Source organism: Bacillus sp. FSL K6-1005 (assembly GCF_038000225.1).
GTDB lineage: Bacteria > Bacillota > Bacilli > Bacillales > Bacillaceae > Bacillus > Bacillus mojavensis.
The window spans coordinates 806,452-827,003 of the sequence record NZ_JBBOBP010000001.1 but is presented as its reverse complement, the minus strand read 5'-3'; the positions used below and the strand labels follow the sequence as shown (position 1 = coordinate 827,003).

At 43.7% G+C, this 20,552-nt stretch carries 17 protein-coding genes; 1 reads left to right on the top strand and 16 read right to left on the bottom strand.

Annotated elements, in window-relative coordinates; genetic code table 11:
- Positions 1-26 precede the first annotated feature (26 nt).
- The 5 genes from hemB to hemA are packed head-to-tail and all read right to left on the bottom strand — an operon-like array spanning position 27 to position 4,959.
- Positions 27-1,001, bottom strand: coding sequence for a porphobilinogen synthase (gene hemB, locus NST16_RS04115; RefSeq protein ID WP_010335175.1), 975 nt, complete (start codon positions 999-1,001; stop codon positions 27-29).
- Positions 998-1,786: a uroporphyrinogen-III synthase gene (gene hemD, locus NST16_RS04110; protein ID WP_340884161.1), complete on the bottom strand. Its 789-nt coding sequence runs from the start codon at positions 1,784-1,786 to the stop codon at positions 998-1,000. Before hemD ends, hemB begins: the two co-directional genes overlap by 4 nt.
- Positions 1,776-2,717 (bottom strand): hydroxymethylbilane synthase, encoded by a 942-nt coding sequence (gene hemC, locus NST16_RS04105; protein WP_010335177.1) that lies wholly within the window; start codon positions 2,715-2,717, stop codon positions 1,776-1,778. Before hemC ends, hemD begins: the two co-directional genes overlap by 11 nt.
- A 36-nt stretch (positions 2,718-2,753) precedes the next feature.
- Positions 2,754-3,584 carry a cytochrome c biogenesis protein gene (locus tag NST16_RS04100; RefSeq protein ID WP_340884157.1) on the bottom strand — a complete coding sequence of 277 codons (831 nt, stop codon included), beginning with the start codon at positions 3,582-3,584 and terminating at the stop codon, positions 2,754-2,756.
- A 7-nt stretch (positions 3,585-3,591) separates the two neighbouring features.
- Positions 3,592-4,959 carry a glutamyl-tRNA reductase gene (hemA, locus tag NST16_RS04095; RefSeq protein WP_010335179.1) on the bottom strand — a complete coding sequence of 456 codons (1,368 nt, stop codon included), beginning with the start codon at positions 4,957-4,959 and terminating at the stop codon, positions 3,592-3,594.
- A 229-nt stretch (positions 4,960-5,188) separates the two neighbouring features.
- Here hemA and NST16_RS04090 point away from each other — a divergent pair, with 229 nt between their 5' ends.
- Entirely contained in the window at positions 5,189-5,686 is a 498-nt protein-coding gene (locus NST16_RS04090) for a hypothetical protein (RefSeq protein ID WP_229146585.1), read from the top strand.
- A 25-nt stretch (positions 5,687-5,711) separates the two neighbouring features.
- On the opposite strand, the gene yihA is transcribed toward NST16_RS04090, so the two are convergent.
- From yihA to ilvC, 11 genes are all read right to left on the bottom strand, one after another.
- On the bottom strand, positions 5,712-6,299 hold the full coding sequence (gene yihA, locus NST16_RS04085; protein ID WP_010335181.1) for a ribosome biogenesis GTP-binding protein YihA/YsxC: 588 nt from the start codon (positions 6,297-6,299) through the stop codon (positions 5,712-5,714).
- Positions 6,296-8,620: an endopeptidase La gene (lon, locus tag NST16_RS04080; RefSeq protein WP_340884148.1), complete on the bottom strand. Its 2,325-nt coding sequence runs from the start codon at positions 8,618-8,620 to the stop codon at positions 6,296-6,298. Before lon ends, yihA begins: the two co-directional genes overlap by 4 nt.
- 180 nt (positions 8,621-8,800) lie before the next feature.
- On the bottom strand, positions 8,801-10,459 hold the full coding sequence (gene lonB, locus NST16_RS04075) for an ATP-dependent protease LonB (RefSeq protein ID WP_340884146.1): 1,659 nt from the start codon (positions 10,457-10,459) through the stop codon (positions 8,801-8,803).
- 152 nt (positions 10,460-10,611) lie between these two features.
- Complete coding sequence (gene clpX / locus NST16_RS04070) at positions 10,612-11,874, bottom strand: ATP-dependent protease ATP-binding subunit ClpX (RefSeq protein WP_010335184.1); 1,263 nt, start codon at positions 11,872-11,874, stop codon at positions 10,612-10,614.
- Positions 11,875-12,145: 271 nt separating this feature from the next.
- A complete protein-coding gene (tig, locus tag NST16_RS04065; RefSeq protein WP_340884143.1) occupies positions 12,146-13,420 on the bottom strand; it encodes a trigger factor in 1,275 nt (424 codons plus the stop codon).
- 227 nt (positions 13,421-13,647) lie between these two features.
- Complete coding sequence (gene ddcA, locus NST16_RS04060) at positions 13,648-14,652, bottom strand: DNA damage checkpoint antagonist DdcA (protein ID WP_268445589.1); 1,005 nt, start codon at positions 14,650-14,652, stop codon at positions 13,648-13,650.
- 122 nt (positions 14,653-14,774) lie between these two features.
- Positions 14,775-15,374, bottom strand: a complete 600-nt coding sequence (gene leuD, locus NST16_RS04055) for a 3-isopropylmalate dehydratase small subunit (RefSeq protein ID WP_010335187.1) — start codon at positions 15,372-15,374, stop codon at positions 14,775-14,777.
- Between the two features lie 12 nt (positions 15,375-15,386).
- Positions 15,387-16,805: a 3-isopropylmalate dehydratase large subunit gene (gene leuC, locus NST16_RS04050; RefSeq protein ID WP_340884136.1), complete on the bottom strand. Its 1,419-nt coding sequence runs from the start codon at positions 16,803-16,805 to the stop codon at positions 15,387-15,389.
- A 51-nt stretch (positions 16,806-16,856) separates the two neighbouring features.
- Positions 16,857-17,954: a 3-isopropylmalate dehydrogenase gene (gene leuB / locus NST16_RS04045; protein ID WP_340884132.1), complete on the bottom strand. Its 1,098-nt coding sequence runs from the start codon at positions 17,952-17,954 to the stop codon at positions 16,857-16,859.
- 20 nt (positions 17,955-17,974) lie between these two features.
- Positions 17,975-19,531, bottom strand: a complete 1,557-nt coding sequence (locus NST16_RS04040; protein WP_168748383.1) for a 2-isopropylmalate synthase — start codon at positions 19,529-19,531, stop codon at positions 17,975-17,977.
- Entirely contained in the window at positions 19,518-20,546 is a 1,029-nt protein-coding gene (gene ilvC, locus NST16_RS04035; protein ID WP_010335191.1) for a ketol-acid reductoisomerase, read from the bottom strand. The genes NST16_RS04040 and ilvC overlap by 14 nt, the downstream gene beginning before the upstream one ends.
- Positions 20,547-20,552 lie beyond the last annotated feature (6 nt).

The following is a 20,552-nucleotide window of genomic DNA, read 5'->3' as shown; positions in this document are numbered from 1 at the left end:
CCTCAACTCCTGTCAACTGAATAAGATTACTCCGCAAGCCATTTTGCTGCGTCTTTTGCATGATACGTGATAATCAGGTCGGCACCCGCACGCTTCATACTTGTCAAAATTTCTAAGACAATCTCTTTTTCCTTGATCCAGCCGTTCTGAGCTGCAGCCTTCACCATAGAGTACTCTCCGCTTACATTATAAGCCACAAGCGGCAATGTGAACTCATTTTTTACATCCCGCATGATATCCATATAAGAAAGTGAAGGTTTCACAATCAGGAAGTCCGCACCTTCCTCAACATCTGATTGTGCTTCACGGAGTGCTTCCAGACGGTTGGCAGGATCCATTTGATACGTTTTGCGGTCGCCAAATTGAGGCGTGCTGTTTGCTGCATCACGGAACGGACCGTAAAACTCACTTGAATATTTCACAGCGTAAGACATGATCGGAATATTGATGAATCCTTCTTTATCTAACGCTTCTCTGATAACCGTCACAAATCCGTCCATCATGTTAGAAGGCGCAATGATATCCGCTCCGGCTTTTGCTTGGCTGACAGCTGTCTGCGCCAATAGCTCCAAGGATTCATCATTCAAGATCTGTCCGTCTTTGACGAGACCGCAATGTCCGTGATCTGTATATTCACATAGGCATGTATCAGCGACGACAACCAGCTCAGGGAAATGCTTTTTAATTTCCGCAATTGCTTCTTGCACAATCCCATGATCATGGTAAGCTTGCGTTCCGCAATCATCTTTTTCTTCAGGTATGCCGAAAACAATGACGGATTGAATTCCGAGACTGACCAGCTCAGCCACTTCATCCTTTAATAGATCTAAAGATACATGATAAACATCAGGCATTGAAGGAACAGCTTTTTTTCCTTCTAAACCTTCAACGACAAAGATCGGGTAAATAAAATCAGATGGATGCAGACGAGTTTCTTTTACCATCTCTCTCATTGCTTTTGATGACCGCAAACGGCGGTGTCTGTTAAATGATTGACTCATATTCTATCTTCCTTTCTAGACATGCGGCACATTAAATCAAGCATACCGTCAATTGTAAATGTATCAGGCATATACGACGTGATTCCGTACGACAGCAGAGCGTCCCTCGTTAATGGTCCGATGCTGATGTAGGCCGTTTGGTGCGCCTGCCATTTTTTTAATCCTTCTCCCAGAACATGCATAAATGTATGTACGGTTGATGAGCTTGTAAATGTCACAAAATCAAATAAATGCTGATTCGCGGCATTCTTTAATTCCTTGATGCCATCTTCATCAGGAACGGTCTCATATACGACCCATTCCTTCACAACAAAGCCAAGAGGCGTAAGCTCTTTTTTTATCACATCGCGAGATAAATTGCCTTTTATGACCGTAATCCGTTCTGACGGTTCGGCATGCTGCTTAAGAGCGTCAGCCAATCGTTCTGCAATATAGTCATGAGGCATTACATCAACCGATACGTCATACGATTCCAAACGGCGTGCGGTTTTTTCACCAACAGCCGCAATTTTTTTATGACCGGGAACAATTAGCTGATTTTCTTTTAGATAAGAAAAAAAGAAATCCGCTCCATTAACACTCGTAAACACAAGCCAGCCGGGTACGGCAAGATCAATTCGCACCTGTTCCGCCAGATCATTCGGCAGAGCTCGGCGAAACGTGATCAACGAGGTCAGTACCGCTTTTCCGCCAAGCTTCTCCACTTTCTGCTGAAACGATTTTGCCTGCGTCTTATTGCGGGTGACAAGCACTGTTTTTCCTTTCAAAGGAACATCATTTACCATCCTCATCAAGCTCCCGTTTTACGCGATCGATTAAAGCTTTAGCGCCTTTATCAGTCATGAGAGCCGCACAGCGCTTACCGACTTCCACCGGGTCGTTTCCGGTGACGGTTTCTTTGAAAGTCATTTTTCCATCTGGTGAAGCCACAAGCCCTGTCAGTTCAATTTCATCCTGGCCGTTTATCACCGAGTAGCCGGCGATCGGCACCTGACAGCCGCCCTCCATTGCGTTTAAGTAGGCACGCTCTGCCAGTACAGTCCGTTTTGTGTACTCATCCGTAAACTGAGAAAATAACGCTAAAAGCTCTTGATCTGATTCTCGGCACTCAATTGCAAGAGCGCCCTGGCCAACAGCTGGAAGACAGCGCTCAGGCTCAAGAAATTCAGTTACGACATCCTGCTTCCAGCCCATTCTGGAAAGCCCTGCCGCAGCTAAAATAATTGCATCGTAATCTTCGTTTTCCAGCTTTTGAAGTCTCGTATCTATATTACCTCTAATCCATTTAATTGTAATGTCAGGGCGCTCAATCAAAAGCTGTGCGCTTCTTCTTAAACTGCTTGTGCCGATGACAGCACCTTCCTTCAATTCAGAAAGCTTTACACGATTCTTTGAAATAAGAGCGTCACGAGGATCTTCCCGTTCAGGAATACAGCCGATCACAAGGCCTTCAGGCAAAACGGCAGGCATATCCTTCATGCTGTGAACCGCCATATCAATGTCTTCGTTTAAAAGCGCTTGTTCGATTTCTTTAACAAACAGCCCTTTTCCTCCCACTTTTGACAGGGTAACATCGACAATCCGGTCACCCTTTGTGACGATTTCTTTTATGTCAAAAGCAAAAGAAGGATTGATTTCCTTCAGTTTGCGGATCACCCATTTTGTTTGGGTCATAGCGAGTTTGCTCCGTCTGGAACCTACTTTTATCGTTCTCATATTTTCTTTCCTCCCGAATCTGCTTGGGCACATTATTTAACTGAACCAATGGAATTGAGACAGGCTTCCGAGCAGGAAATAATTGATCATCAGCACGAGAAAACAAGCCGTATTCCACAGTGCGGCGACCTTCCCCTGAAGCTCTTTAATCAGCCTGATATAGAGATAGTAGCTGTACAGAAGCAGGACGACAAACGAACCAAGCACTTTGGCGTCGAACCAATACAGCGTTTCTAGTGACACATACGCCCAAATGATGCCGAGAATCAAACTCAGCAAGAGCATCGGGACGCCAATGACATTCAGTACGTACGCCATATAATCAAGCTTAGACAAATCTTCTATTCTCAACAGCCACTTTCCCCATTTTTTCTTTTTTAACAAATGATATTGAAACAAATAGAGCACAGAAAATACAAAGGAAAGGGAAAAAGCGCCGTAAGAAAGAATTGCCATTGTAATATGAATCACTAATAGCTCTGATACGAGCTGACCCGAAAAAGCCGCTGACTGCTGCTCCGTCGGTGAAAATGTATGAATGGCGATCATAGCAAACCCTATTACATTTGTAAAAAACACAATAAAATCAACACGCAGCAGCTTTGTCAGCACAAGTGACAGTGTGACAAGCACCCAAGCATAAAAATAAAGCGCCTCCGTCACATTTAATACCGGAAACCTCCCCGTCACCCACATAAAATAGGCTAAATACACGGTTTGCAGAGTCCAGACAATAGAAAGCAACCAGAAGGCCATTTTCCCAGCCTTCCGGTTGTGTTGAAGAAAATCTATAAAATAAAAGAGTACACTTAATGCGTAAATGACGATTGTCCCTTCATTAAGCCTTGCCATTGCAGTATCAATCATTCAGCTTTCACTCACTTACAAGTGGGGCAAACCCCGCTCTTGATTCAGCCTTCTTATAAGAATGGACCTCTTGGCTGCCTTCAACGCTTTTGATCATTTGCCGGCCCGCAGCTTCTTCAATATCAAAAATCTGCATAAATAAAGCCAGCTTTTCTTCAGAATCAGCCTCTGCCGCAAGTTCTTTCACCTTTAATATTGGGTCGCGCAGCATTTGGTTAATGATACTTTTCGTATGTTTATTCAAAAGTTTTTTCTCTCTTGTCGTCAAATGTGGTAGCTTCCGTTCGATGCTGTCCATCGTTTCAGACTGGATTGCCAGCGCCTTTTCACGCAATGCGGAAATCACAGGCACTACACCGAGTGTGTTCAGCCATTGTTTAAATTCCACAATGGTTTCTTCGATTAACAGTTCCACCTTCTCAGCGGTTTCTCTCCGCTCTTTCAAGTTCGCTTCTACGATCCCTTCAAGATCGTCTATATCATAAAGGAAGACGCCCTCAAGATCGTTCAAAGCGGGATCCAAGTCTCTTGGCACGGCGATGTCCACCATAAATAAAGGACGGCCCTTGCGAAGCTTATTCGCGTTTTCCATCATATCTTTAGACACAACAAAATCACTCGCACCGGTAGAGCTGATTAAAATATCGGCTTCTGCAAGCGCGCTTTCAAGCTGATTTAAGCTTCGCGCTTCACCGGAGAAACGGTCTGCAAGTTCTTTCGCTTTCAAGTATGTTCTGTTAATGACGGTCACTTTTCCGATCCCCTGTCCGTGCAGATTTTCGGCTGCAAGCTCGCCCATCTTTCCCGCACCAAGGATTAATATATGCTTACTTGAAAGGTTTCCGAAGATTTTTTTCGCAAGCTCAACGGCCGCATAGCTAACAGACACTGCATTAGAGCCAATGTCTGTTTCGGCGTGAGTCCGTTTACCCACTGTAACTGCCTGCTTAAACAACTCATTAAAAATCGTGCCAATCGTTTTTTCTTGCTGAGCTGTTTTGAAGCTATCGCGCACCTGGCCGAGAATTTGCGTTTCACCGATCACCATAGAATCCAATCCGCAGGCTACACGGAACAAATGCTCAACAGCCGCATCGCTTTCATAAAATCTTAAAAACGGAGACAGGTCTTCTTTGCTTAAGTGAAACCAGTCAGCTAAAAATTTCTTTATATAATAACGGCCGGTATGGAGCTGGTCGACTACCGCATAAATTTCGGTGCGGTTGCAGGTTGATACGATGATATTTTCGAGAATGCTTTTCTCTGCTTTTAGCTGCACCATCGCTTCTGCAAGCTCATTCGGCTGAAAACTTACTTTTTCACGTATCTCAATAGGGGCGGATTTATAATCTACTCCCACAACAAGTATATGCATAGCTTTTATTACACCCCCAACACCCAAACTTTATTTATAATCATTCTAACATAGAATTCATTATTTATAATAATTATAACATAGTTTCTTTCGCAAAATGTGAACAGATTTCAAAAATCTTGTGCTATATTAGAAAAAGCTTCACGAACAAAATATGTTCCTATTGACAATAACAAAAACAGCAGAAATTTACTAAAAATCAGCTCTAGATAACAAGAAGGTGATATGCATGAAACAAAAATCAATTTTATTTCCTTGTCTGCTGCTCGCCGCTTCCGTATACGCATGGCTTGAAAGCGGCCAAGCCGAACTGTTTTCAGGACAGGATCAATGGCCTGTTCTTCTTATGCTGTTAGGCGCAGCCTTTATATACCAAGGAAAAAAAGAAGCAGTTTCCCCGCATTTCTTTATCGGCTTGCTTCTCTTCGGAATCGGTTTGCACTTTTTCGTTAAGCCAAAGTGGACATGGTGGCCGGATGATTTTGAAATGCTTCTCTTCATGGTCGGCTTCTCGCTGCTCGTTTCAACCGTTCAGAAAACAGAATATGTATATGAAGCTGTTTCGATGATTTGTTTTTCCCTATTTCTTTACTTTTTCAAACAGATTATGGCTTGGCTTGAGTCTGCGCATATTCCCACGGCCCTGCTGAAAGAGTATTGGCCGTTTGTGTTTATCGGAATCAGTTTATTGTTATTATTGATAAAACGAAAAAAATCTATACGATAAATAAAAAACCGGCAGAGATCAATCTCTACCGGTTTATCATTTTTTTGATCACTCCCCAAGCTTCGTCTTTCCCCTTTTTCGTTTCTGAGGAGTAGAGAATCAGCTCGTCTTCCGGATCAATATTTAATGTCTGTCGGACAACCTTCGCGTGTTTGTCCCATTTTCCTTTCGGAATCTTGTCCGCTTTTGTAGCGATAATAATAACAGGAATGCCGTAATACTTTAAGAATTCATACATCTGCACATCATCATTAGACGGTGCATGCCGCAAATCAACAATCTGCACAACTGCTTTCAATTCCTCGCGTGTCGTGATGTAGGTTTCAATCATTCTGCCCCAAGCTTCACGCTCGGATTTTGACACTTTGGCAAAACCGTAACCCGGTACATCAACAAAATGCAATTCGTCATTAATAATGTAGAAATTTAATGTTTGTGTTTTTCCTGGTTTCGATGATGTTCTCGCAAGATTTTTACGATTAATCAATGAATTGATAAAAGATGACTTTCCTACGTTCGATCTTCCGGCCAATGCAATCTCCGGAAGCCCCCCTTCAGGGTACTGTTCAGGTTTAACTGCACTGATTACGATTTCTGACTTTGTGACTTTCATTTCTTCTCTCCTACTAGGGCATGTTCCAGAACTTCGTCTAAGTGGGATGCCAATATAAATGTGAGCCCCTCTCTGACGCTTTCTGGAATATCCTCTATATCTTTTTCATTATCTTTTGGTGCAATAATCGTCGTCAATCCCGCTCTATGTGCCCCGAGCGCTTTTTCTTTCAGTCCGCCGATCGGCAGCACGCGCCCGCGAAGTGTAATTTCGCCAGTCATTCCGACTTTACGCGATACCGCCCGTCCTGTTAAAGCAGAAACAAGCGCAGTCGCCATTGTTATACCGGCAGACGGACCATCTTTAGGCACCGCACCCTCAGGAACATGTATATGAATATCATACTTCTCATGAAAGTCAGGTTCAATGCCAAGTTCTTCTGTTTTTGAACGCACGTAGCTGAAAGCCGCCTGAGCAGACTCTCTCATGACATCGCCAAGCTTACCCGTCAGGATCAGTTTGCCTTTCCCTGGAGAAAGCGATACTTCGATCGACAGCGTATCTCCGCCGACAGTTGTATAAGCCAGCCCCGTGACTACGCCCACCTGATCTTCCGTTTCTGCTTGTCCATATCTGAACATTCGTTTTCCGATAAAGTCTTGAAGATTTTTCTCCGTAACTGTAATCCGTTTTCTATCTTCAGAAACAATGGCTTTTGCAGCCTTGCGGCAGATGGCAGCAAGCTGGCGCTCGAGATTTCTCACACCTGCTTCTCTCGTATAATAACGGATAATATCAAGAATGGCCTGATCACGCAGCTGCAGGTTGCTCTTTTTGAGCCCATGCTCCTTGATCTGCTTCGGAAGAAGGTGATCTTTCACAATTTCAAGTTTTTCCACTTCCGTGTAGCCCGCAATATTAATGATTTCCATTCTGTCTCTAAGCGGTCCCGGGATTGTCGCCAAATTGTTAGCCGTAGCGATAAAGAGCACTTTTGACAGATCAAAGGTCTCCTCAATGTAGTGGTCGCTGAAGGTGCTGTTTTGCTCTGGATCAAGCACTTCAAGCATTGCGGATGACGGATCGCCTCTGAAATCAGAAGACATTTTATCAATTTCATCCAGTAAGAATACCGGATTCAGCTTGCCGGCTTTTTTCATGCCTTGAATAATACGTCCCGGCATTGCCCCGACATATGTCCGTCTGTGCCCGCGAATTTCTGATTCGTCGCGCACCCCGCCAAGTGAAATTCTGACAAATTTCCGATCCATACTTTTAGCAATCGATTTGGCTAAGGACGTTTTTCCGACCCCCGGTGGTCCTGCCAAACAGAGAATCGGACCTTTTAAGGATTTTGTCAGCTTCTGAACCGCCAAATATTCTAAAATACGCTCTTTCACTTTTTCAAGTCCATGATGTTCTTTGTCCAAAAGATGTTCAGCCTCTTTTAAATCAAGCTTATCTTCTGTCTCATCCGTCCATGGGAGAGCGACCAGCCAGTCAATATAATTGCGGATAACAGAACTTTCGGCAGAACTGGACGGAATTTTTTCATATCTGTTTAATTCTTTAAGAGCCGTTTCCTTCACATGTTCAGGCATACCCGCTTCTTCGATTTTTTCGGTCAGCGATTGAACTTCACCTGTTTTGCCTTCTTTATCGCCTAGCTCTTTTTGAATCGCCTTCATCTGTTCGCGCAAATAATATTCCTTTTGCGTACGCTCCATTGAACGTTTGACACGCTGGCCAATTTTTTTCTCGATCTCAAGCACTTCTTTTTCATTGTTGATAAAATCAATGACCTTATTCAGTCTGTCTTTGACATCGGCCGTTTCTAAAATATCCTGCTTATCCTTTAGTTTAAGAGGCAGGTGAGAAGCAACAATGTCTGCCATTCTGCCCGGCTCTTCGATATCAGTAACCGCGGCGTACGTTTCGGCTGAGATTTTTTTCGAAATTTTTATGTACTGATCAAAGTGGTCCAACAAAGTCCGCATCAGCGCTTCGTCTTCTGTATCTTTTGAATCATCTTCTTGGATCAGCTGAATGTCTACCGACGTATAATCCTCATGCTCATTGTAATCAATGATCTGGGCGCGCTGTATACCTTCCACCAGCACACGGATTGTACCGTTTGGAAGCTTCAGCATTTGTTTAATTTTCGTATAGGTGCCGACAGTAAAAATTTCATCTTCACCCGGTTCGTCTATCGAAATATCCTGCTGAGTAGCTAAAAATATCATATGATCATGCATCATTGCCTGTTCAAGGGCCTGAACCGACTTGTCACGTCCTACATCTAAGTGCAAAACCATTGTCGGGTACACTAATAAACCTCTTAAAGGGAGGAGCGGGATGCTGCGTTTTAATTCTTCTGCCATGTGACTGACACCTCCGTGACTTTAGTATGAACCATTATAATACAACTTTTTCATCCTTGTACAATAAACGGCATGGTTCAGCTTTTCTATAACACAGTCTCCTCGTAGTATACCCTTTCTTTCTCATCTGAAAAAGGAAAAGATGTCCTTCATAAAAAAAACCCTATTTTAAAAATAGGGTCAGACTGATTCTTTATTCATTTGCATGTTTAACGGTTTTTGTTCAGTAGGCGGATTCACTAAAATTTCATCAAGCACTTCCTGGAACGTTTTCACCGCCACAATTTTGATTCCTTCAATCTGTTTTAAAATTGATTGCTGATTTTCATATGGGATAATGACTTTTTTGGCACCGGATTGTTTTGCGGCTTTAATTTTCGGGATCACGCCCCCAATCGGTTTTACAAGTCCGTTTAGACTGATCTCGCCTGTCATAGCTACCTTGTTGTCAATCGGAACTTTATGAACGGCTGAAAAAATTCCCGCCGCCATGGCAATACCTGCTGACGGCCCGTCAATCGGAATGCCGCCCGGAAAATTAATGTGGATATCGTAGTCAGAAGGCTTCATTCCCATTGTACGCAATACGGTTAGCACATTTTCAACCGAGCCCTTTGCCATGCTTTTCCGGCGAATTGATTTTGATTGGCTGCCGATGCTTTCTTCTTCTGCTATTCCGGTAATGTTAATTGACCCTTTATCCTGAGCCGGTGTTACGTTCACTTCGATTTCCAGCAGCGAACCGCTGTTAGGGCCATACACTGCGAGTCCATTTACAATGCCGATTTGCGGTGCAGAGCCGATTTTCTGCTCGTGCTTAGGGGTAAGCTGACTGGAATGAATCACCCATTCTATATCCTCAATGGTGATGTCCTTCCGGTCCTCGGTCACCGCCATTCCCGCCGCGATTTGAATCATATTGACTGCTTCCCGGCCGTTCCGTGTATAGCTGGTCAACAAATCAAGTCCCTCTTCAGAAATATTCTTTTCAATCTTATCCACGGCTGTTTTGGCAACTGATTTCAGCTCATCTTTCTCAAGCTCGCGGAAAAACACTTCTAGACAGCGGGATCGGATTGCCGGAGGGATTTCATTTGGCATTCTAGTTGTCGCACCGATCAAACGAAAATCGGCTGGAAGCCCATTTTGAAAAATATCGTGAATATGGTTCGGTATTTGTGTATTTTCTTCGCTGTAATAAGCACTGTCTAAAAAGACTTTCCGGTCCTCAAGCACCTTCAGCATTTTATTCATTTGAATAGGGTGCAGCTCCCCAATTTCATCAATAAACAATACACCGCCGTGGGCATGCGTGACAGCCCCCTGCTTCGGCTGCGGAATACCCGCCTGTCCCATCGCTCCGGCCCCTTGGTATATCGGATCATGTACAGATCCAATAAGCGGATCCGCAATTCCTCTTTCATCAAATCGAGCCGTTGTCGCATCGAGTTCCACAAAAACAGCCTGCTCTTTAAAAGGTGATTGCTTATGTTTTTTGGCTTCCTCTAACACAAGCCGTGCAGCAGCTGTTTTTCCGACTCCCGGCGGTCCATAGACAATGACGTGCTGGGGGTTCGGTCCGCACAACGCCGCTTTTAACGCTTTAATCCCGTCTTCCTGACCGACGATATCTTGAAAGCTTTTAGGGCGCACCTTTTCAGATAACGGTTCGGACAAGCTGATAGCCCTCATTTTGCGAAGCTGCTCCATTTCCTTCTTTGATTCCTTATCTATCGTGACTTTTTGTGTCCTCTGATTTTTAAGCAAATTCCAAAAATACAAACCAATGATGATCCCAAAAAACAGCTGAATAAATAATGCGATCCCTGTCCAACTCATGGTGGTCCCTCCTGAAAAACAATTTATGTATCCAATTCATTCCTCTGATTGCTAGTATCTCCCACAGAAGAGGGGAATAAACGTTTTCCGGAAGAGTTTACACAACAAAAAAACCTCCTGAATGTTACCACTCAGGAGGTTTTTTTTCATTTTTAAGCAGACGTTTTATCTTGGCTAACCTCAGTACCGTCCTTTAACAAAAGGCGAGGCGGCTCTCCATGCGTTACAGTCGCTCCAGTAATCACACATTTTTCAATGTCATCACGGGAAGGCAGGTCAAACATCACATCAAGCATAATGCCTTCAATGATAGAACGGAGTCCGCGTGCTCCAGTCTTACGCTCAATTGCTTTTTTGGCAATTTCAGACAGCGCTTCTTCTTCAAACTCAAGCTCAACATTATCCAGCTCAAGCATTTTCTTAAACTGCTTCACAAGAGCGTTTTTCGGTTTTGTTAAGATCGCAACCAATGCTTCTTCATCAAGCTTTTCAAGGCTTGCAATAACAGGAAGACGTCCAATGAACTCCGGAATTAATCCGAAACGGAGCAAGTCTTCTGGAAGCACTTTTGAAAGAAGGTCTTCTTTCTCCAGATCTGCAACCTTATTATCAGAACCAAAGCCAATCACTTTTTGTCCTAAACGGCGTTTGATGATTTGTTCGATACCATCGAAGGCACCGCCGCAAATGAACAAAATGTTTGTTGTGTCAATTTGAATAAACTCTTGATGAGGGTGCTTACGTCCGCCTTGAGGCGGCACACTCGCCACAGTTCCTTCAAGAATTTTCAGCAACGCCTGCTGCACACCTTCACCTGACACATCACGTGTGATAGACGGGTTTTCAGACTTTCTTGCCACTTTATCGATTTCATCAATATAAATAATGCCTTTTTCCGCTTTTTCCACGTCGTAGTCAGCAGCTTGGATGAGTTTCAAGAGAATATTCTCTACATCTTCACCCACATATCCAGCTTCTGTCAGGGACGTAGCGTCAGCAATCGCAAACGGCACATTTAAAATACGGGCTAACGTTTGCGCAAGAAGGGTTTTACCGCTTCCTGTCGGGCCGATTAATGAAATGTTACTTTTCGAAAGCTCGACATCGTCCACTTTGCTGTTTGAGTTAATGCGCTTATAGTGGTTATACACAGCAACAGCGAGTGATTTCTTCGCTTGATCCTGACCGATGACATATTCATTCAGAATTTCACGGATTTCCTGCGGCTTCGGCACATCTTTAAATTCTACTTCTTCTTCTGTTCCGAGTTCTTCCTCCACAATTTCAGTGCAGAGTTCGATACATTCGTCACATATATATACACCAGGTCCAGCTACAAGCTTACGAACCTGATCTTGTGTTTTTCCACAGAACGAGCATTTTAATTGTCCTTTTTCCTCGTTGAATTTAAACATTCTTTCACCCCTTAATCTTGTCTCACTTTTTCTTTTACCGGCAGAGCAAAAGAAAATGATTCTTGAAACGAACGAGTATGTATTGCATTTTACCATACTTTCCAAAAAGACGGTAACATTGTGTTTCTGACTTGCACATTCTATATGTATGACAAAAAACAGCCCTGCATTAACTATCTTGCCCCAAGAAAAAGAGATATATCATAATTGTACAAAACAAGGCACGAATGATTCGCGCCCTGTTTTATTATTACTATTATTATGCACCATATTAACGGTTTTCTACAAGAAAATCAATTGCTTTGCGAACTTTTAAATCTTCTTTCATCGCGTCAGTAGAACCGATGGCTTGTTTGATATTTTCAACAGGCATGTTGTATGCTTCAGCCATTTTAGAAAGCTCAGCATCAACTTCCTCACCTGTTACTTCAAGGTTTTCCGCTTTCGCAATTGCCTCAAGAGTCAGGTTAGATTTAACGCGTTTTGCAGCATCTTCTTTCATTTGCTCTTTTAACGCAGCTTCATCTTGGCCTGAGAATTGAGTGTAAAGCTCAAGGTTCATGCCTTGCATTTGAAGACGCTGTTCGAATTCTTTCAGCATGCGGTCAAGCTCAGTATCGATCATCGCTTGAGGAACATCGATTTCAGCGTTTTCAGAGGCTTTCAGAACAAGTTCTTCACGCAATTTAGCGTCAGCTTCGTTTTCTTTTGCTTCTTCTAAACGTTTCTTCGTTTTTTCAGTCAATTCAGCAAGTGTTTCCACTTCTTCATCGATATCTTTTGCGAATTCATCGTCAAGTTCAGGAAGCTCTTTCGCTTTGATTTCGTGAATTTTCACTTTGAAGACAGCTGGTTTGCCGGCAAGATCTTCAGCGTGGTACTCTTCAGGGAATGTTACTTCAACATCCTTCTCAGCACCTGCTTCAAGGCCGACTAACTGATCTTCGAAGCCAGGAATGAATGAACCAGAACCCACTTCAAGTGAATAGTTTTCAGCTTTTCCGCCTTCGAATGCTTCGCCGTCAACGAATCCTTCGAAGTCAAGAACAACAGTGTTTCCTTCTTCAACAGCGCCTTCTTCTTTTACAACTAGCTCAGCTTGACGCTCTTGAAGCGCTTTTAGTTCGTTTTGAACATCTTCGTCAGTTACAGCTGTGTCGTCTTTTTCGATGCCTAAGCCTTTGTATTCGCCAAGCTTCACTTCAGGTTTCACTGTTACTTTTGCAGTGAAGATTAAGCTTTCGCCTTTTTCGATTTTTTCAACATCGATTTCAGGACGGTCTACAGGCTCGATTCCAGCTTCTTCAACCGCTTTAGGGTATTCTACAGGAAGAAGAATATCCAAAGCATCTTGGTAAAGAGCTTCTACGCCAAAGCGCTGTTCGAATAAACCGCGAGGAATTTTCCCTTTACGGAATCCAGGAATTGAAACTTGCTTAACTACTTTTTTAAATGCATCATCAAGTGCCGTTTTAAATGTTTCAGCATCAACTTCAACAGTTAAAACGCCTTCGTTGCCTTCTTGTTTTTCCCATTTTACAGACATGTGTTTCCCTCCAAAAATCTATTCAGGTTGTGTCGGTCTTCCATTCTAAAGCAATCATTCGGCTTCGTCCAACAAAAACGAAGCTGCCAAAGATCAGAATCATTATGTATCCATTTTAATAATGAACTGTAAAGCCTGTCCAACCGTATTTCTGATAACCCGTTATACACAAATACAACCATTATATTATAACATAACACATACCGCTTTCAACTATATGGCGTGATTTACAAATAAGAAATTTCTTCAATATCTTTAATCATTGTGCACGCTTCATCAAGTTCTCTGTCGGTAAACTCATACATCATATGCAGCTCTTCGCTTTCAATCTCAATCCCATGCATTTCATAGCCGACTTTATGCAGGGCCGCCGCCCAAAGATCAGCAGACAGCAATTTAGGCTGAAATGGATATAAAACGTACAAATGTCTTCTCCACAGTTCTTCTACCGCTGCATACAGGGTTGGATTTTCATTCCCAAGCGTTTCATCCAGCACCCGGAGAACGCGGTGCAAAATCGGGGAGGCATCAGGCGGGACAGTCTCGCTCGGCTCGATTGTCATAGAGTCTCCGAATTTTGTAATGTGGACCGGTTTGCTGTAGTCGTGTTCCGCCATTAACATCACGATCATCGTCTTGATAATCGGGTGAGCAGCGGGATCTTCAAGAATTGTTTTTAACAGCCCCGTATACTTCGCTACATTGCGGTCTTTCAATGAATGGATCAAATTCATTTGTTCCTCTGGGCTGGCTAACACTTTCTCCGTGTCAATCACATCTTCATACTCTTCGGCCCAAGCCTCGTCCTCTCGCTCTGGATCGGTCATTTTACGGCTGAAATCAAGCAGTTTATAAAATTGCTCGGCGCTTTCCGCAGGCAGCTGATTTTCCTCAAGGACAGCTTCAATCGTGCGTTTTACTTCTTCGTATTTCTTAAGCTGTATTAAGATCGTCATGTACACTTGTAAGACCGTAAAATACTGGCCATATCCTTCTTTCAGCATCTTTTCGCATACACGTTTTGCCTCTTCCAATTCGCCCAGCTCCAAAAAGCAAATGGCCATGCCCAAGTGAAGATCTGATTCAGTATCATCATATTTCATTGCTTCTGAAAACAGTTCCAGCGCCTCTTGATACTTTTTCTCCTTCAGCGAGGACATTCCTTTTTCCACCAGACGGTCTTTCAGATGAGGAAAAGGAATAATTTTTGCGTTTTTCTTGTCATGCGTCATACCTATATTCCTTTCAGGCATTTATTTTGTTCAAGTGTATCAACACATTTACACAAAAACAAGAAAGGAAAGGTTCTGCCAGGCAAAAAAAAAACTGCCGGACAAATTGCCGGGCAGCTTTTTTAAGCTTGAAGCCAAGAGCTTCTCTGCGACTCAAATTGCTTGATTTCATCTTCAAGTAAAAGCGTTAATGAAATTTCATCATAGCCGTTAATTAGCATTTCTTTCCAATGCGGATCGACTTCGAATGAGATCTGGTTGCCTTCACTGTCGTGAATAAGCTGATTCTCAAGATCGACTGTCATTTGCAGTGACTGATTTTCGTATTGTCCGACAAGCTTTTTCCAATTGTCATATGGCATGCGAATCGGCAGCATACCGTTTTTAAAGCAGTTTTGGTGGAAAATATCAGCAAATGACGGTGCAATAATGATTTTAAAGCCATAATCATCAAGCGCCCACGGAGCGTGTTCACGCGATGACCCGCAGCCGAAGTTTTCTCCCGCTATTAAAATGGATGCCCCTTCATAAGCCGGCTGGTTCAGTTCAAATTCCGGGTTCGGTTCACCATTCGCATCATATCTCCAGTCAAAGAATGCAAAACGGCCGTAGCCCGTTCTTTCAATTCTCTTCAGAAATTGTTTCGGAATGATCTGATCTGTATCAACATTAATACGATTTAATACGGCCGCTTTCCCCGTATGTGTTTTCAAAGGTTCCATCTCGTGCACTCCTTACACAACTGTTTTTTCCTGATAAAACTTCCTGACATCCACGAAATGGCCGTGAATGGCGGCCATCGCAGCCATCGCAGGGCTGACGAGATGTGTTTTCGCGCCTTTTCCTTGTCTGCCCTCAAAGTTGCGGTTAGAGGTTGACGCACAGCGCTCTCCTTCAGGAACCACGTCATTATTCATGCTCAAACACATGCTGCAGCCTGATTCTCTCCATTCAAATCCAGCGTCTAAGAAGATCTGATGAAGCCCTTCCTTTTCAGCCTGTAGTTTTATGCTCTGAGATCCAGGCACGACGATTGCTCTAACACTTTCAGCTACCTTTTTTCCTTTGATCATATCGGCAGCCTGGCGGAGGTCAGTCATGCGTGAATTAGTACAGGAACCGATAAATACGTGCTCCACTTTGATATCTTCAATTTTCTGATGAGGTGTCAGCCCCATATATTCATAAGCGCGAATCGCTTCTTTTTTGTCATCTTCCGCTGAAAAGCTTTCCGGTGCCGGAACTTCAGAATCGACAGGAAGAACCATTCCCGGGTTGATACCCCATGTCACCATAGGAGAAATGTCATTGCCGTCAAGCACTATTGATTTATCGTAAACAGCGCCTGGATCAGTGCGCAGCGCTTTCCATTCTTCTACGGCTTTATCAAATTCTTCTCCTTTTGGCGTGTACTTGCGATTTTTGCAATATTCAAATGTCACTTCGTCAGGCGCAATCAAACCTGCTCTTGCTCCGGCTTCAATTGACATGTTGCAAACGGTCATCCGCTCATCCATCGTCATGTTTCTGAATACTTCCCCAGTGTATTCAATGACGTAACCGGTGCCGAATTTCACGCCGTATTTACCGATAACAGCAAGAATGACATCCTTTGCGGTTACCCCTTTTTGCAGTGTCCCGTCTACACGCACCTCAAGCGTTTTCGGACGCTGCTGCCACAGTGTCTGTGTAGAAAGAACATGTTCAACCTCACTCGTTCCGATTCCAAATGCCAGGGCGCCAAATGCACCGTGAGTCGAAGTATGACTGTCGCCGCATACGATCGTTTTTCCCGGAAGCGTTAAGCCAAGCTCAGGCCCGACTACATGGACAATCCCCTGATCTACACTGTGAAGATCGGCAAGGCGTACGCCAAACTCTGCGCAGTTCCGCTCAAGCGCTGTCACTTGTCGTTTCGCAACTTCATCCGTTATCTCAAAGCGATTGACGGTTGGAATGTTGTGGTCCATCGTCGCGAAAGTATTTTGCGGTTTTCTGACCTTTCTTCCCTTTTGTCTCAACCCTTCAAATGCCTGAGGGGATGTGACCTCATGGATGAGATGCAAATCAATATAGAGAAGATCCGGTTTTCCCTCACCATGTTTTACAATATGCTGATCCCAAATCTTTTCGATGATCGTTCGAGGCATCATCTTTATTTCCTCCCTCTACCTATGAACTAAGACCGCTTACACCATAAGCTGTCACACGTTAGAAATTGTATTTTCACTCATCAATGCTGTCTTAACTTCCTCTGTAATGGCCTGAGTGCTGCTGTATTCCTCACCTCTTGCCAAGTCTCTTGTTCTTTTTCCAGAGGTAAGAACCTGGTTGACCGCATCTTCTACAGCTTTCGCTTCTTCTTCAAGCCCGAAAGATGTTCTCAAAAGCATTGCCGCTGACAATATAGCCGCAAATGGATTTGCCATTCCTTTCCCTGCTATGTCAGGTGCAGAGCCATGTACAGGCTCGAACAAATGGAGTCCTGAGCTTGATAGGCTCGCTGACGGAAGCATTCCGAGAGAACCTGTTAGCATGGACGCTTCGTCGCTTAAAATGTCACCAAACATATTTTCAGTCACCACGACATCAAATTGATTCGGTGCATAAATTAGCTGCATTGCCGCGTTATCAACGAGCATATGCTCAAGTTTCACATCAGGATAGTCTTTTGCGACGTCTTCAGCCACTTCGCGCCACAGCCTGCTTGATTCAAGAACGTTCGCTTTATCAACAGAGGTAACCTTGCCTTTTCTGGCAGCCGCCATTTTAAAGCCCTCTCTGATCACGCGTTCAATTTCTTCCCTCTTATAAAACAGTGTGTCTACCGCTTCTTGCTCACCTTCAACGTTTACATAGCGTTTGCTCGGCTGGCCGAAATACAAACCGCCTGTCAGTTCACGAACGATAACGAAATCAACGTTATCAATATATTCTTTTTTCAAAGGCGAAGCGTCAGAAAGGCTTTCAAACACTTTCACAGGCCGCAAATTCGCAAACAGGTCAAGCTGTTTTCTAATGCCGAGCAGCCCTTTTTCTGGCCTCAGTTCCGAAGGGTTTTGATCCCATTTCGGGCCGCCGACAGCACCAAGCAAAATAGCATCAGCCTTTTTACAAATCGCAATGGTTTCCTCTGGGAGAGGGTTGTTGTGTTCATCAATTGCCGCTCCTCCAATAAGGCCGTATTCAAATTCAAATTCATGGCTGAAGCGTTCGGCAACACTTTTCAGCACGTCTGTCGCTGATTCTAATACTTCAGGGCCGATCCCGTCTCCGGGCAATAGAGCAATCCGTTTCTTCAAGTTAACCGTTCTCCTTTCTATTATGATCCGACAGCTGTATGGTTTTGCAGTCCGTTCATATTAGACTGGAAAACCAATTGACGGTTGACTGCGTTCAGATAGGCTTTCGCCGAAGCTTCTAATACGTCTTGCGCTATGCCCCGCCCTGCGGATTCTTTTCCGTTTACTACTACTCTTACATAAACCTGGGCAAATGCGTCTTCGCCCTTTCTATTAGACTGAATGCGGTAGTCTAAGAGCTCCACATCTTTATCGATACAGCGTTCAAGGGTATTGTATATCGCTTCCACGCTACCGGCTCCTGTAGCCGCTTCCTGAATAAGCTGGGCGTTTTCTTGATTTTTCAAAGAAACCGTAGCTGTAGGGACCTGAGATGTTCCATAATGGACTTGCAGAGAAAGAAATTCATACCCAATCTTGCGGTCTGTTACTTTTTCTTCTAAAATAAGAGAGACAAGATCCTCATCAGTGATTTCTTTTTTCTTCTCAGTCAACTCTTTAAACATCGTAAAGAACTTATTAATCTCTTCACTATCAAATTGGAATCCCAATGCTGTCAGCCGGTCTTTAAATGCATGGCGTCCTGAATGCTTGCCTAGGACAAGCGCATCTGCCGTTACACCGACAAGCTCTGGTGAAATAATTTCGTATGTTGATTTTTCTTTTAAGAAGCCGTCCTGGTGGATGCCTGATTCATGAGCAAATGCATTGTCGCCCACTACCGCTTTATTTCGCGGAACAACCATACCTGTGAACTTACTTACTAAATCACTAGTGCGTTTTATTTCATTTAGCGTAATGCCTGTTTCGACTTGATAGAAATCTTTTCTGGTATGAAGGGCAACTGCGATTTCCTCTAAGGCAGCGTTTCCGGCTCTTTCACCAATTCCGTTAATCGCACATTCAATTTGATCAGCGCCATTTTCGATCGCTGAGAGAGAATTGGCGACTGCCATTCCCAAATCATCGTGGCAGTGAGCTGACAGCTTTGCTTGATGTATGTTTGGAACGTTCTCTTTCATATATTTAAAGATATTCCCGTATTCAGCCGGAGCCAAATAGCCGACTGTATCCGGAAGGTTGATGACACTAGCCCCTGCGTCAATCACTTTTTCTACGATTTCTGCTAAAAACGGCAGTTCAGTTCGGCAGGCATCCTCAGCAGACCATTGAACAATCGGGAAACGCTCTTTTGCGTATTTCACCATTTCAACCGCTCTTTCAATGACCTGTTCACGCGTCATTTTCAGCTTGTGTTTTAAATGAATGTCCGATGTGGCAATGAAGACGTGAATTCTTGGCTGAGCACCGTCTTTTAACGCTTCCCATGCAGCATCAATATCACCTTTTACACAGCGGGCAAGACCTGTGACAGAACAATTTTTAATGGTTTTTGCGATTTCCTGCACAGCTAAAAAGTCACCTCGGGACGAAGCGGGAAATCCCGCTTCAATGATATCTGCCCCGAGTCTTTCGAGCTGCTTTGCTATGGCAAGTTTCTCCTGTGTATTTAAGTTTACTCCAGGGGACTGTTCACCATCACGAAGCGTCGTATCGAAAAAATTAATTTTGCGCAACGGAGACCACCGCTTCCTTCTTCTTGCCTTGTTTGACAAACGGCATCATTTCACGAAGCTTTCTTCCCACCACTTCGATTTGATGTTCGTTTTCGCTCGTATTGATTGCGTTGAAACGAGGACGGTTTACTTGGTTTTCTACGATCCACTCTTTTGCAAATGTTCCGTCTTGGATGTCTTTTAAGACTTCTTTCATTGATTCTTTTACTTTTGCGTCTACAACACGCGGCCCGGATACGAAGTCTCCCCATTGAGCAGTATCAGAAATAGAGTATCTCATGCCTGCCAATCCTTCTTCATACATCAGGTCAACGATCAATTTCAGCTCATGAAGACATTCAAAATATGCAAGTTCCGGCTGATAACCAGCTTCAGTTAATGTTTCAAAACCAGCTTTTACTAGGGACGTTAATCCTCCGCAAAGTACAGCTTGCTCACCGAACAGATCCGTTTCTGTTTCTTCTTTAAATGTCGTTTCCAAAACGCCTGCTCTTGCTCCGCCGATTCCTTTTGCATATGCCAAAGCTTTATCTTTCGCTTCACCTGTCACATCCTGATAGATCGCGAACAACGCCGGTACGCCTGCTCCCTGCTCATATGTTCTTCTAACCAAATGTCCAGGACCTTTAGGCGCTACCAAGAATACGTCAACATCTGCCGGAGGAACAATTTGGTGGAAATGAACGTTAAATCCGTGAGCGAAGACCAATGACTTGCCTGCAGTCAGCTCATCTTTGATTTCAGCTTCATATACTTTTTGCTGCTGTTCATCCGGAAGAAGAACCATAATGATTTCAGCTTGAGCCGCAGCTTCTTTTACTGTAAATACTCGATGTCCGTCTTCTTGCGCCTGAGTGAAAGATTTTCCTTGTCTGACACCGACAATCACGTCAATTCCGCTTTCTTTCAGGTTCAGCGCATGTGCATGCCCTTGTGAGCCATAGCCGATAATCGCTACTGTTTTCCCAGCCAATACGTTCTCTTTGATATCACCGTTATAATATACTTTTACCATTTCAAT